General features: G+C 60.8%; 11 protein-coding genes and 1 other RNA gene. 7 read left to right on the top strand and 5 right to left on the bottom strand.

Going from position 1 to position 13,808, the window contains the following annotated elements; all coding sequences use genetic code 11:
- Positions 1–65: 65 nt before the first annotated feature.
- Positions 66–1,577, top strand: coding sequence for a thymidine phosphorylase family protein (locus ABVT36_RS16835; RefSeq protein ID WP_368457582.1), 1,512 nt, complete (start codon positions 66–68; stop codon positions 1,575–1,577).
- A 118-nt stretch (positions 1,578–1,695) separates the two neighbouring features.
- On the opposite strand, the gene hda is transcribed toward ABVT36_RS16835, so the two are convergent.
- Together hda and ABVT36_RS16825 are read right to left on the bottom strand one after the other, a co-directional pair.
- On the bottom strand, positions 1,696–2,415 hold the full coding sequence (hda, locus tag ABVT36_RS16830; protein WP_368457581.1) for a DnaA regulatory inactivator Hda: 720 nt from the start codon (positions 2,413–2,415) through the stop codon (positions 1,696–1,698).
- 7 nt (positions 2,416–2,422) lie between these two features.
- Positions 2,423–3,514 carry a DUF2066 domain-containing protein gene (locus ABVT36_RS16825; protein WP_368457580.1) on the bottom strand — a complete coding sequence of 364 codons (1,092 nt, stop codon included), beginning with the start codon at positions 3,512–3,514 and terminating at the stop codon, positions 2,423–2,425.
- A 193-nt stretch (positions 3,515–3,707) separates the two neighbouring features.
- Between ABVT36_RS16825 and purM the strand changes: the two genes are divergently transcribed.
- The 4 genes from purM (at position 3,708) to ABVT36_RS16805 (ending at position 7,907) form a co-directional block, all read left to right on the top strand.
- On the top strand, positions 3,708–4,754 hold the full coding sequence (gene purM, locus ABVT36_RS16820; protein ID WP_367149717.1) for a phosphoribosylformylglycinamidine cyclo-ligase: 1,047 nt from the start codon (positions 3,708–3,710) through the stop codon (positions 4,752–4,754).
- Positions 4,754–5,425, top strand: coding sequence for a phosphoribosylglycinamide formyltransferase (gene purN / locus ABVT36_RS16815; protein ID WP_368457579.1), 672 nt, complete (start codon positions 4,754–4,756; stop codon positions 5,423–5,425). The genes purM and purN overlap by 1 nt, the downstream gene beginning before the upstream one ends.
- Positions 5,426–5,578: 153 nt before the next feature.
- Positions 5,579–6,301, top strand: a complete 723-nt coding sequence (locus ABVT36_RS16810; protein ID WP_368457578.1) for a DUF3108 domain-containing protein — start codon at positions 5,579–5,581, stop codon at positions 6,299–6,301.
- A 220-nt stretch (positions 6,302–6,521) separates the two neighbouring features.
- Positions 6,522–7,907, top strand: a complete 1,386-nt coding sequence (locus ABVT36_RS16805; RefSeq protein WP_368457577.1) for an OmpP1/FadL family transporter — start codon at positions 6,522–6,524, stop codon at positions 7,905–7,907.
- A gap of 121 nt (positions 7,908–8,028) precedes the next feature.
- Here ABVT36_RS16805 and ABVT36_RS16800 read toward each other — a convergent pair whose 3' ends face one another.
- Entirely contained in the window at positions 8,029–9,897 is a 1,869-nt protein-coding gene (locus tag ABVT36_RS16800; protein WP_368457576.1) for a M2 family metallopeptidase, read from the bottom strand.
- Positions 9,898–10,137: 240 nt separating this feature from the next.
- An RNA gene (gene ffs / locus ABVT36_RS16795) (signal recognition particle sRNA small type) lies at positions 10,138–10,234 on the bottom strand.
- Between the two features lie 132 nt (positions 10,235–10,366).
- Between ffs and ABVT36_RS16790 the strand changes: the two genes are divergently transcribed.
- Positions 10,367–11,212, top strand: a complete 846-nt coding sequence (locus ABVT36_RS16790; RefSeq protein ID WP_368457575.1) for a 6-carboxytetrahydropterin synthase — start codon at positions 10,367–10,369, stop codon at positions 11,210–11,212.
- 34 nt (positions 11,213–11,246) lie between these two features.
- Here the strand turns inward: ABVT36_RS16790 and chrA are convergent, their stop codons facing one another.
- Positions 11,247–12,458, bottom strand: coding sequence for a chromate efflux transporter (gene chrA / locus ABVT36_RS16785; RefSeq protein WP_368457601.1), 1,212 nt, complete (start codon positions 12,456–12,458; stop codon positions 11,247–11,249).
- Positions 12,459–12,758: 300 nt separating this feature from the next.
- Between chrA and ABVT36_RS16780 the strand changes: the two genes are divergently transcribed.
- Positions 12,759–13,478 carry a 16S rRNA (uracil(1498)-N(3))-methyltransferase gene (locus ABVT36_RS16780; RefSeq protein ID WP_368457574.1) on the top strand — a complete coding sequence of 240 codons (720 nt, stop codon included), beginning with the start codon at positions 12,759–12,761 and terminating at the stop codon, positions 13,476–13,478.
- Positions 13,479–13,808: the final 330 nt, after the last annotated feature.

Raw genomic sequence — 13,808 nt, 5'->3', positions numbered from 1 at the left:
GACCAACACGGCGGGGTGGATCCCGGAGCGGAGGCACCGCAGCGACAAGCAACCGGCAGTAGCCAATGACTTCGACATCGGAATTACACGCGCATCTGATGGGAATCGACACCCACGAGGAGCCGATCGCCTATCTGAGCAGCGACTGCGATATCTGCCGTGCCGAGGGCTTCGCCGCCAATACCCGTCTGCGCATCCAGGCCGGAGAGAGGAGCCTGATCGCCACCCTCAACACTGTCAGCCCGGCGATACTGGCTGCGGACAAAATCGGCTTTTCCGACAGTGCCTGGGCCTACCTGGGCCTGCGCCGGGGGCAGAGGCTACAGGTGAGCCACGCGCCACTGGTCCCCTCGCTGAGCGCCCTGCACAAAAAAATCTATGGCCACCGACTCGACCCGGAAGAGATCAACGGCATTATTCGCGACATCAAACACCGGCTCTACTCGGACATAGAGATCTCCAGTTTTCTCACCGCCAACGCGGCGGGCAAACCGTCAGTGGCGGAAATCACTGCGCTTACCTACGCCATGGTGAACTGCGGCAACCGACTGCACTGGCCGGAAGGACGCAAAATCTACGACAAACACTGTATCGGCGGCCTGCCGGGCAACCGCACCACCCCCATTGTCGTCGCCATTGCCAGCGCCGCCGGGCTCACCATCCCAAAAACCTCCTCCCGCGCAATTACCTCGCCGGCCGGTACTGCGGACACCATGGAGGTGCTCACCCAAGTGGACCTCACCCTGGAGCAGTTGCGCGCCGTCGTCACAGAGACCGGCGCCTGCCTCGCCGCCGGCGGCGAGGTGGGGCTCAGCCCCACGGATGACCTGCTGATTCGCATCGAGCGCGCCCTCAGCCTGGACAGCCCCGGACAACTGGTGGCCTCAGTGTTGTCGAAGAAAGTCGCCGCCGGATCGACCCACGTCCTTATCGATATGCCCGTGGGACCGACAGCCAAGTTGCGCAATCAACTGGAGGCGGAGCAACTGGCGACGCTGTTTTACCGAGTCGCCGAACCGCTGCAGATCAAGCTGCGCTGTGTCCTGACCGACGGCAGCCAGGCCATCGGTTACGGGGTGGGGCCGGTGCAGGAGGCGCGGGATATTCTCGCAGTACTGCGCAACGAGCCGGACGCGCCGGAGGACCTGCGCGAACGCAGCCTCTACCTGAGCGCGCAACTGCTGGCCATGGCCGGCGAAGCGCCCTACGAACAGGCGCGGGATCAGGCCCGGGAAATACTGGCTTCGGGTCTGGCATGGCAACAGTTTCAGAGTATCTGCGCCGCCCAGGGAGGATTGAAAAAATTTGCCGAGGGCGCCCACCAGTCCGAACTGCGGGCACAGTGCCAGGGGCAGTTAATCTCCATGGACAACCGCCGCCTGGCACGACTGGCCAAGCTGGCCGGCGCCCCCTCATCGCCGGAGGCGGGTCTGCACCTGCGGGTCAAAACCGGAAACCTGGTGGCGCCCGGCCAGCCGCTGGCAACCCTGTATGCGGCAACCCCGGGCGAACTCGCCTATGCGCGGGAATACTTCCACCACAACCCAAATATATTCGCCATCGGCAGGCCGCCGTGACCGGAGTGGGGTTCCTATGTGGGGTTCCGATATAGGTCGCGAAGGCTACGCGGAGCAGCGGGCCGCAGGGCAACAGGCCTGCTGTAACAACCGCCGGCATGCCAAAGGCCGTTTGCGATCAGATGTTCAACACCTGTTTGACAAAGGGAATGGTGATCTTGCGCTTGGCCATCAGGGAAGCCCTGTCCAGCTTTTCCAGGCAGGCAAACAGGGCGCGGCTGTCGCGCGGCGCGCGGTGGAGAATATACTGCGCCACTTCCTCAGGGAGATCGAAACCCCGTCGGCGGCTGCGCTCACACAGAGCGGCCAGCTTGTCCCCATCGTCCAGCGCGCGCAACTGAAAAACCAGGCCCCACTGCAACCGCGAACGCAGATCCGCCAGTTGGAGTTCCAGGCCGCGGGGCGGTTTGCGCGACCCCAGCAACAGCTGGGCTCCGGCATCCCGGACCCGGTTGTAAAGATGGAAAATGGCCGTCTGCCAGTGGGGGTGGGCCTCCAGCAGGTGCACGTCATCGAAGCACACCAGCTCCAGCTGTTCGAGTCCCTCCAGAATAATCGCAGGGTCCAGGGAAAGCAGTTCGGCCAGCGGTAGATATTGAAAACTGCGCCGGAGGGATTCCGCCTGCTGGCAGACCGATTGCAGCAGATGACTGACGCCACTTCCCTCTTCGCCCCACAAATAAAGCACCTGCTCCGGGGACTCGCCACCGGCGAACTGCCGCAACGCCGTGACTATCTGGCGGTTTTCATCCGCCGGTGACAGGTAAAAATTGTCAAAAGTGGCGTCATCCCGCAGAGATACTCCCAGGGTCAGCTGCTGTGGCACGCAGCCTTTCATAGCAGTCTCATCGCCAGCGGTAGTGCAGCGGATTTTCGCTACTGCCCAGGGGAGCCCGGTAACCGACCAAGTCTATGGGATCCGCCTCATCCTCGGCGGTCAACCTGTGATTCAACGCCAGCGCATCGCGCAGGCTCCTCATACTGACCGAAACGGTCAGGGCAAAACGCAGGCGATCACCGTCAACGGCAATCAATTCGGCGCTACTGGCCTGGGCCAGCCCCTGTAAATAGGCACTGGCGGCCGTGTACTTGGCAAAACTGTCCACACCGGACAACTCCAGTACCACATCACTCTTGTGACCGGCGCCCCCGGTCTGTACCGCATAACGCTCCGCCAGCAGGTCGGTGGCACCGCCGATCCCCTGTCGCGCCGCCTCCTCCAGGGATGCGCCCTGGGTGTCATAGGCATAGCTGCGGCCGCCGTGAATCAGCAACCAGTCCCCCTGCCAGCGCTGCTCCGAAACCTCCAGCAGGCGCCCCATCAGGGTCGCATCGGATCCGTAGCGCAGGCTGGCGCTCTGCGCCGTCCGCTCATCCTGTGCCCACAGGTTGCCGACCGGCAGATTGCGCCGATCACTCTGGTCCATAGCGGGAAACTCCACCGGAAGCCCGCGCTCCACCGCCGCCGCCTCCAGTGCCGCATACAGCTCCGGCGCATCCTGTTCACCCAGGGCACTGCGGCCCTGGCGAATGGTGTCCACCGCCAGCCACACCAGGGTGTCCGGGCGGTTGTTGGGCCAGGTGGGCAGTTGCAATTCGCGCACCTGGGTGGAGATTGCGCTGGGATCAAAGGACAGATGCACATAGAGCTGATTGTCTTCCACTTCGTAGCGATAGCTCTGCACATACTGTTGCGCGCGCGCCAGCAGCGGTTGCAACTGGCTGCTTGCGCCCACTTCCGCCTCACCGGTCACCCGCACGAATACCCGCGCCAGCCCGCGCGCGCTGGCTTCAGCCCGGTCCGAGGCACCCCTGCTGGGCACCGCCTCCACCACCTGATACAGGTCGGCAATCACCCGCGCCTGAGCGGGCAGCACAGGCAGCAGCATCAAAACCAAAATATTCACCGCCAGCCCACACCTGAGCAGCTTATTCATCAGTTGTCTCTCCGCAACATCGCGTCCGCGTCGGCCCGGACCGGAATACTTCACGCAGCGCCAGGGGCGCGGGCCGGGACCAGAAGCGGTCTATTGTATCAGTGTCGGTTTTTTCTCCCAGTCCCGAGTTCGCACATTCGCTGGGTTTTCCACTAGAATACGCGCCTTTCCCGTGCCCACTGCAGGATCAACCATGAGCGATTCCAAGCCTCAGCCCCTCAGTTACAAGGACGCCGGTGTCGATATCGACGCGGGCAACGCCCTGGTGGAACGCATCAAGGATGTCACCAAGCGCACCAACCGCCCGGAGGTACTGGGCGGTCTGGGCGGTTTCGGCGCACTGTGCGAACTGCCCAGCGGTTACCGGGAGCCGGTCCTGGTGTCCGGCACCGATGGTGTGGGGACAAAACTGCGTCTGGCGATGGACCTGGATATCCACGACAGTATCGGCATTGACCTGGTGGCCATGTGTGTCAATGACCTGGTGGTTGCCGGTGCGGAACCCCTGTTCTTTCTCGATTACTACGCCACCGGCAAGCTCAACGTGGATGTGGCGGCACAGGTGGTGACCGGTATCGGCCGCGGGTGCGAGATGGCCGGCTGCGCCCTGGTGGGCGGGGAAACCGCCGAGATGCCGGGCATGTACGAGGGTGATGACTATGACCTGGCCGGCTTCTGCGTCGGCGTGGTGGAGAAATCGGCGATTATCGACGGCAGCCGGGTAAAAACCGGCGACAAACTGATCGGCCTCGCCTCCAGTGGTCCCCACTCCAACGGCTATTCACTGATCCGCAAGGTGCTGGAGATCAGTGGCGCCGACCTGCAACAGGATATAGGCGGTAAATCCCTCGCCGAAGCCCTGATGGCGCCGACCCGAATCTATGTAAAAAACCTGCTGCAACTGGGCAAAAAGGTGCAGCTCAACGCATTGAGCCATATTACCGGCGGCGGCCTGTTGGAAAACCTGCCGCGGGTTCTGCCCGAAAATGCCCGCGCGCATATAGACACCGACAGCTGGACCATCCCTGAGGTGTTCCGCTGGTTGCGCGAGGCCGGCAACATCGATCAGCGCGAAATGTACCGTACCTTCAACTGCGGTGTGGGCATGGTGATCTGCGTTCCCGCCGATGAGGCCGATGAAGCCCTAACCGCCCTGAGGGAAATGGGTGAGGAAGCCTTTGTCATGGGCGCTGTGGAAGACAGGGACGGGGGCGAAGCCGTGACGCTGGCGGGGCTCTGATGGCGGCGGCAAAATGCAGGGTGGTGGTTCTGATTTCCGGAAGTGGCACCAACCTGCAGTCACTGATTGATCAGGCGGCTGTCGACGGGGCCGACTATGAGGTGTGTGCCGTTGTCAGCAACAAAGCCGATGCCTTCGGCCTGGTTCGCGCCCGCGAGGCGGGGGTCGACACCGCGCAGATCGACCACCGCGAGTTCGCCGACCGCCGCGCCTTTGACAGGGCACTGATGCAGGAAATCGACCGCCACACACCGGAGCTGGTGGTACTGGCGGGCTTTATGCGCATCCTCAGTGCAGATTTTGTCCAGCACTACCGGGGCCGGCTGCTGAATATCCACCCGTCTCTGTTACCCAGGTATCCGGGGCTGCACACCCATCAGCGGGCATTGGCATCCGGTGACAGGGAACACGGAGCCACGGTGCATTTCGTCACCGAGGAGCTGGATGGCGGCCCCTGTATAGTGCAGGCAGCGCTGCCGATCAACACCGGCGACACAGCGGAAATCCTCGCCGAGCGCGTTCAGGCACAGGAACATGTCATCTATCCACTGGCTGTGCGCTGGTTCGCCCAGGGCCGGCTGCGTATGGTTGGCGACAGTGCGCAACTGGACGGCGAACCGCTGCCCCGCAGCGGCAAACGCCTGGGTGGCGGCCAGTCCGTAAACTATTAGACCGGCACTTTATTGAGTTGCGAGGCTAATAGTGCACTTTTGACACCGGTGGGAGTCACAGAAAATACTGGCTGCACATTTTGTAACGGAGCCGACGATTAGTCCCGCCGCGCAGCCTTTGGCGCACGCCGGGCAGAGACACCTGGAGGTCAAATGCCGCTTCGCCTGCTCACCGCACTGCTGTTCATCTCCGCCCTGCCCGCCCTGGGCGCGGAGCTGCGCCCCTTTACCGCCGTCTACCAGGCCAGCTACAACGGGCTGGGGGTGGAAGCAACACGGAAACTCACCGGCAAAGACAACCACTGGCGCCTGGATTTCAATGCCGACTCTATCTTCGCCGGCATCGATGAATACTCCCGCTTCGTCCTACACGGCGACCAGCTCCGCCCGTTGCACTACGAATACAAGAAATCCGGTCTCGGCAGAGGGCGGGAGATAGCGCTGAATTTCGAGGCCGAACAGCGCCGGGTGGTCAACCTCACCAATCCCAAACGCTCCCTGGAGGAAGTGCCTCAGGATGTTCAGGACAAATTAAGCTATCAGTTGCAACTGGCTCTGGATATCGCAGCAGGTAAAGAAAAGCTGGAGTACCGGGTAGCCGATGGCAGAAAGATCCGCGCATACAAGTTTTCCGTTGTGGGCACAGAGACGCTGCAAACCCCCATGGGCCAGGTAGAGACCATCAAGGTACAGCGCCTTCGCGAAGGCGATGCGGAAAGAGAAACCGTCATCTGGTTTGCCCCGGCCTGGAATTACGCCCTGGTCAAGCTTTGGCAACAGGAGGAGGATGGCAAAAGCTACCAGATTGCCTTGACCGAAATAACCATCGACGGAAAAAACCTCGATCCCATCGACAGCACGCCTACAGATTCGTAACCAATAAAAAAAATCACGTCACGTCATGGATTTTTCAGGTGATACTCTTTATAAAGTCGCCTGTTTCCTCATGTGCAAAATTTTAGCGCTGCTAGACTTCTCACATCAGGGAATAAGTTGCGAAAAATGAGAGCTTTTTGCATGGCTCTCTGAGCTGTGCAGGGTCCATCCACTTCGCTCCGTCGTGCAATTGGTAATCAGCAATACAGAGTGGGATCTCATGAAAAAGAATCTTGTGAGCCGCGCGGCCCTGGCTGCCGCGATCAGCGCCGCTTCCAGTGGCAGCATGGCTGCCGGTTTTTATCTGCAGGAAACAAGTGGCGTCGGCCTCGGGCGCGCCTTCGCCGCGGAAAACACCATTGGCGATAACGCCTCCATCCTCGCGCGAAACCCGGCGGGCTCGGCGCTGTTCGACACCATCACCCTTTCCGGTGGCCTGACCTATATCGACCCGGAAATCGACGTCGCCGGGGATATCACCTATTTATTTCCCGACGGCAGCGGCGGCCTCGGCAGCCAGACCTTTTTCGACACCGCCAAAGACTACGCCTCCGACGCCTTCGTTCCCAACGGCTATATCGCCGTACCCATAGATCCCTGCTGGTCCGTTGGCCTGGCACTGTTTTCCAACTACGGCCTGGAGACCGATTTCTCCTCCGGCTGGCTGGCGACCAATATCAACGACAAATCCGAACTGCTGACGGTGAACATAGCCCCCTCGGTGGCCTACAAATTCAATGAGCAGTTCAGTGTCGGAGTGGCGGCAAACTTTGTTTACGCCGACGCCAAGCTCACCACCAAGGTACCGGCCAATTTCCCAATAGTGCCGGCCTTATCCAACGACTCCATTCTCCGCTACGATGATGCCGACGACTGGGACGTGAGCTGGAGCTTGGGCGCCCTGTGGAACATTGACGAGCGCACCCGGCTTGGCATTTCCTACCACGCTGAAATTGATCCGGATTTGTCCGGCAACTTGAGCTCGGATTTTCTGCCCACCGCCGTTATCCCGACACTGCCGCTTTTTGACGACGCCCGTGCCAACGCACCCCTGGACCTGCCGGATACCCTGGAGCTGGGTCTCTACCACCGCTTCAATGACCAGTGGGGCTTCGCCGCAGGGCTCACCTGGACTGACTGGGACGACTTCGAGACTCTGGAAGCTTTCGTCCCCTCCGCCCGTACCGGCACTGATTTCGAACCCTTCAACCCGCTGGTATTTCGGGAGGAAAATTTTGAAAGCGGTTTTCGCTACAGTATCGCGGCGGAATACTATCCCTGTGACCAGGTCACCTGGCGGATCGGCTACGCCTACGACGAAAGCGCAGCCCGGGACGGCCTGAACCGCGCGGAAACCGCGGAAACCGGCTTCCCTGTCACCTGGCGCAGCCTCGCTATTCCGGACACTGACCGCCAGTGGGTTACATTTGGCGGCACCTATGAATACGACCAGCACTGGAGTTTCGACGGCGGCCTCGCCTACCTGTGGGGCGACGACGAAACCATACAGGAATTTACCAGTATTCCGGTGCCCACCGTCTTCGACGGTCAAACCACCAACACCGAAGCCTGGCTATTGGGCGGATCGGTAAACTACAAGTTTTAAACCCGCCGATTTGGCAACCGCATAAAAAAAGGTCGGCTATGCCGACCTTTTTTACATCCCGCGGAAACTCAACGCCCTTTCGAAGCACCAAACGGGACAAACGGCTCCTCACCGCCAGGCATTACTCCCAGCCGCACTGGCGGCCCTGGTTCTGCTCTTCCAGGTAGGCCATCAGCGGCTGGAAATAATCGATGATGGCGGAAGCGTCCAGCTCGCGCTGACCGGTCAGAGCCTCCATCGCATCCGGCCAGGGCTTGCTGGCACCCATGGCCAGCATATTCCGCAGCTTCTCCCCGGCGGCGTCATTGCCGTAAATGGAGCAGCGGTGCAGGGGCCCGGTTTCACCGGCAGCGTCGCACAGGGCGCGGTGGAACTGGAACTGCTGGATACGCGCGAGGAAGTAACGCGCATAGGGGGTATTGCCCGGAATATGATACTTGGCTCCGGGATCAAAGTCGGCTTCACTGCGTTGCACCGGCGCCTCGACACCCTGGTACTCCTCCCGCAATTGCCACCACGCCTTGTTGTAGTCCTCCGGCTCCACCTCGCCGGAAAAGACCTTCCAGCGCCATTTATCCACCATCAGGCCAAAGGGCAGGAACGCGATCTTATCCAGCGCCTGGCGCATCAGGAAACCGATGTCCTTGCTCTCGTCCGGCTCATCGTCCATCAGGTCGATTTGCTGCAGGTATTTGGGTGTGATGGACAGCGCGATGGCATCGCCCACCGCCTCGTGGAAACCGTCATTAGCGCCTTCCTTGTAGAGGAAAGGCTGGTCCTTGTAGATACGCTGGTAGAAATTGTGCCCCAGTTCGTGGTGGATGGTGATGAAATCATCCGCGGTTTTCTGGATACACATCTTGATGCGGATATCGTCCTGCCCGTCCATATTCCAGGCGCTGGCGTGACAAACCACGTCCCGGTCCCGGGGCTGGGTGAACTGGGAGCGCTGCCAAAAAGTCTCCGGCAGCGGCTTGAAGCCCAGCGAGGTGAAAAAGCGCTCACCCACCTTCACCATGTCCTTTTCGTCCATACCGGACTCGACCACCAGTTCGGTGAGGTCGTAGGGAGCCTCCATATCCTCATCTTTGACCACGTCGTAGATGTTGCCCCACTCCTGGGCCCACATATTGCCGAGCAGGTGCGCGGGGATTTTGCCGTTGGGGGGCACCACCTCGTCCCCGTAGCGCTCGTTCAGCCTGGCGCGCACATGGCAGTGGAGAGCCTCATACAAGGGCTTTACCTTGTTCCACTGGACATCCATATCCGCCGCAAAGGCGTCCGGATCCATATCGTACTTGGAACGCCACATTTCGCTCAGATTGTCGTAACCCAGTTCCTGGGCGCCCGCATTGGCGATTTCCACCTGGCGCTGGTAGAGGGGCTTCATGGGCGGGGAGACCTCCCGCCAGCCAACCCAGAGTTCCTTCAACAGCTCCGGATCGCGACTCTCCGCCATCAGGCGTCCCATTTCCGTCAATGTGTAACACTTTTCCGAGTCACCCTCGCCACTGCAGTATTTACCGGCGCCGTACATACCCTGCAGTTTGGAGCCTATCTGCGCCAGCTCGGCGGTCAGTTGCGGGTCCTTCGGCGCCGGCAGCACCAGCCCCTGCTTTAACATGGTCAGCTGCCGGCGGGTTTCCGCATCCAGGTCCAATCCATCAAACCTGGCCGCCTCGTTGGCCAGCTCGACCGCCATGGTGGTAAAGCGCTCCGAGGCCAGTGCCTCCACATACTGGGAATCGGTATTGATATAGGTGGACGCCAGCCAGCTGGCATGGCTCAATTCCTCGGCCATTTTCTCCAGGCGCCCCTGGGCATCCTGCAGAAACGCCTTGGCGTCCTCGGCGGTGACTTCGCCTCCCGCCGTCTCATCCACCGCCGCAACGACTTCCACGGATGACTGGGAGACCGGCTCGTCGGCCGGCTTCTTGTCGCAACCGGCGAATGCCGCGGCGGCTGCGATCACTAGGGCAATTTTTCTCATCGGACCCCTCTATATTATTTATTTGGATTCGGACAAAGGTGCAGCCGTTTATAACATAACCGCGCCGGCCAAAGAGACCGCGAGCCCGCAGGCCCGGGAACAACAATATAATATTCCCCCAGCCCTGGGTATTTTGGTGGAAAATCCCGCTACCGCCCAAACAGACTGTGAAGACGGGGATGCTGAAGCGGCATTCAATAAAGAGAGGAGGGAATCGTATCAGCGGGGAGATGGAGGCAGCCCAACCAGCACACCTTCGGCACATGACATCACTGCTACCGTTGCTCCCTTCCGGGCCTGGCGGGGTTCACAGCTGATCATTGCGAAGGGACCGGAGGGGCCGCCACTGCGCGCTTTGGCCTCTCTGGAGTGGATGCCAAAGAGGGCGCGATTATAGAGATTCAAAGGCGCGAGTTCCAGCCCTGTTGGACTATAATGCGCGCGCAGTTTTCCTCACAAAGGCCACGCCATGCACTTGTTCGTCGACAACCTGATCAATGTGGATTTCAGCTACCTTGATCACCAGCGCGGTTTGGTCGGCGAAACCTGGCTGGCGCACACCGCCCTTCACGGCGCCCTGGACCAGCAGGGCATGGTGTGTGATTTCGGCATAGTAAAGAAAACCCTGCGCCACTGGCTCGACGAGCGGCTGGATCACCGCCTGCTGGTCCCCCTGGGTTCCCCGCACCTGCAACTGGAACAACGGGCCCAGCAGGTCAGCCTCCAGTGGCAGCTTGACAGCGGCGGCCATATCGCCGTCAGCGGTCCCCCGCAGGCGTTTGCCCTGGTGGATGCAGCTGTAATCGAAGCGTCCAGTGTCGCCGCCTGGTGCGTGCAGCAACTGGCCGACGCCTTTCCCACCAGCGTCGAACGCCTGCAACTGAGTTTTAACAGCGAAGACATCAGCGACGCCTATTACCACTACAGCCACGGACTGAAAAAGCACGGGGGCAACTGCCAGCGCATCGCCCACGGCCACCGGTCGCGCATCCAGGTCTATATCGACAGCCAGCGCCGCCGGGATTGGGAAAAGCGCTGGGCGGATCGCTGGCGCGACATCTATTTGGGCACCTGCGAAGACCTGCTGCCACACACCGGTGGCACAATGCTCCAGTTCGCCTACCGCGCCGGACAGGGTGATTTTTCTCTCGCCCTGCCAGCGGACCGCTGCGAACTGGTGGACTGTGATACCACCGTGGAACAGCTGGCCCAGCACATCGCCACTCAGATCGCCACCGAGGAACCGGGACGCGAAGTTACAGTGCGCGCCTATGAAGGGCTCGGCAAAGGGGCCGTGGCCACCGCCACAATCTGACCCCTTTTTCTGCCGTTATCGCTGCGGCGTCTACTCAGATCAACACCCGTAGCGCGCCCACTGCTGCGGCCAGTGGCACCAGCAGCCACAGAGGCAGACGCAGCCATTTGAGGCAAACGAAGAAAACCGCCAGCGAAAGCAGATCCTCCACCCCGCGAATGGCTGCCGGCCACACCGGATTAATCAGCGCCGCCAGCAACAGACCCACCGCCGCCGCGCCCACCCCTGCGATCGCCGCTGCCGCCAGCCGCCAGGACTGCAGTGCCCCCCAGTGCGGCATAACCCCCAGCAACAGCAGCCACCCGGGCAGGAAAATAGCTATTGTCGCCACAACCGCACCAGCCACAGGCGCGCCATCCTGTATTCCGAGTAGAGTTCCCAAATAAGTGGCCAGCGTAAACATGGGGCCGGGCACTGCCTGGGCCAGACTGTAGCCAAACAAAAAGTCCTCGGTGGGTAGCTGATGCACCAGCGGCTGCTGTTCCAGCAGCGGTAGCACCACATGGCCACCGCCGAATACCAGCGCACCGGCGCGATAGAAGCTGTCGAACAGTTCCCCTCCCACCAGCCCCCAACCCAGCAGCGCCGAGAGCAGCAACAGCCCGAACAGGATCAGAGCGAGACTGGCCAAACGGCCACTGCCCGGCCGGGCCAGCACCTCCGAGGACGGCATCGGCACCCTCCCGCGCAACCACAGAGCACCGCACAGCGCCGCCGCAGCTATCGCGACTATCTGCGACCAGGGCGACCGCCACAGGAGCACCAGCGCTGCCACCGACAGCGTAATCGCCAGGCGCGGCAGGCCCCGGCTCAGCTTTTGCCCCATCTGCCACAGGGCATCCATCACCACCGCCACCGCAAACACCTTCAGGCCGTGCATAACGCCTGCCAGCCAGCTGCTCTCCGGCCAGCGCATCAGCCACAGGGCCGCCGCCAGCATCAGTATCGCGGACGGCAGGGTAAAACCTGCGAAGGCCGCCAGGGAGCCGGCAATTCCCGCCCGCTGATATCCCAGCGCCATACCCAGTTGCGAGCTGGAGGGGCCCGGCAAAAAGTGACACAGGGCAACCAGGCCGGCGAAACCCTTGTCGCTCAACTGCCGCCGGCGTTCCACGAACTCCCGCTGAAAATAGCCAATATGGGCCACTGGCCCACCGAAGCTGTGGCAGCCAAGGCGCAAAAAATCAGTAAAAATTCGCCCGCACTCGCGCGCATATGAGCCCTTTGCCCCGTCCGTCGTCCGCACCACCTGAAACCCTCCAGCTGCTTTTCACCGCACAGCCAGCTCGACTGCCGGGCTATTGATCTGGCAATCCAATAGATGATCCCTCATCAATTGGATTGTCGCCCATGAAAATCTGTGCAATTGCGCGGAATCGCTGGCTTTTCAAGGGCTTGCGCCGGCCTCCGCCCGGCGGCGGTACATCCTTGTACCGCATTAGCCCGGCAACTTGTTTAGTTGCCGGGCTAAAGTAAACAGGCCCTAATAATATCAATGCCAAACAGCCACTATAATAGGCGCCTGCACATTCGCGAGTATGACAAATTGAACCTCATCCTTCTGCAACCCGATGACTTTATCGCCCCGGACCGGGTCTGCCTGCGGGGACGCCGGCAGCAGCATATTCAGCAGGTCCATCGCGCCAACCCCGGCGACCGGTTGCGGGTGGGCCTGGAAGGCGGAGAAATCGGTACCGGTGAGGTTGTTTCACTGGGCACCGATACCCTTGAACTGAAGGTGGCACTCGACACACCGCCCCCCGCTGCCCTACCCCTGACACTGGTACTGGCCCTGCCGCGGCCAAAAGTACTCAAGCGGGTACTCCAGCAGGTCACCGCCATGGGGGTCAAAAAGCTCTATCTGGTCAACGCCTACCGGGTGGAGAAATCCTACTGGCAGACGCCCTGGCTCAGTGCCGACAAGATAGGCGAGCAGTGCCGGCTCGGCCTGGAGCAGGCAGTGGACACACAGATGCCCCATATAGAAACCCGCAAGCGCTTCAAGCCATTTGTGGAGGATGAATTGCCCGGGATTGCCGCCGCCACGGAAAAGCTGGTGGCCCATCCGGTGGCCGCGCGACCCTGCCCCGTGGATAAGCCCGGGCCCACCACTTTAGCGGTGGGCCCGGAGGGGGGATTTATTCCCTACGAAGTCGAAAAACTGACGGAAGCCGGTTTCAGCGCCGTTCACCTGGGCCCCCGCATATTGCGTGTGGAGACGGCACTGCCGGTTCTGCTCGGCCGTCTGCTGCCCGCCCGCGGTTAAGTGCAGCCTGACTCCCAACAGGTTGTTGGAAAAGGCATACTGCCTGTTTCAAAACACGACAAGCGAAAAATGTGATTTTCACTTTTCTCCCAAAAGCAACGATTTAGGCGTCGCCGATTTTGCCGGAACATCCATATTCCGGTATCAGGCGTCGAAATTCTTCGAACTTCAACAACCTGTTAAGCTTATTTGCGGCTACGGCGGCCATGATCTCTATATTATTAACCCGGCACGCTTATAGTTCTTTACGCCGCATATTCAATAGCGGGATGCCTGAAGTAGGACGCTACCCGGGCTGGCATCTTCTGTAGTTTCCTCATATGCGATAAT

Source organism: Microbulbifer sp. TYP-18 (genome assembly GCF_040932045.1).
Lineage (GTDB): Bacteria > Pseudomonadota > Gammaproteobacteria > Pseudomonadales > Cellvibrionaceae > Microbulbifer.
This window is presented reverse-complemented; position numbering and strand designations above follow the sequence as displayed.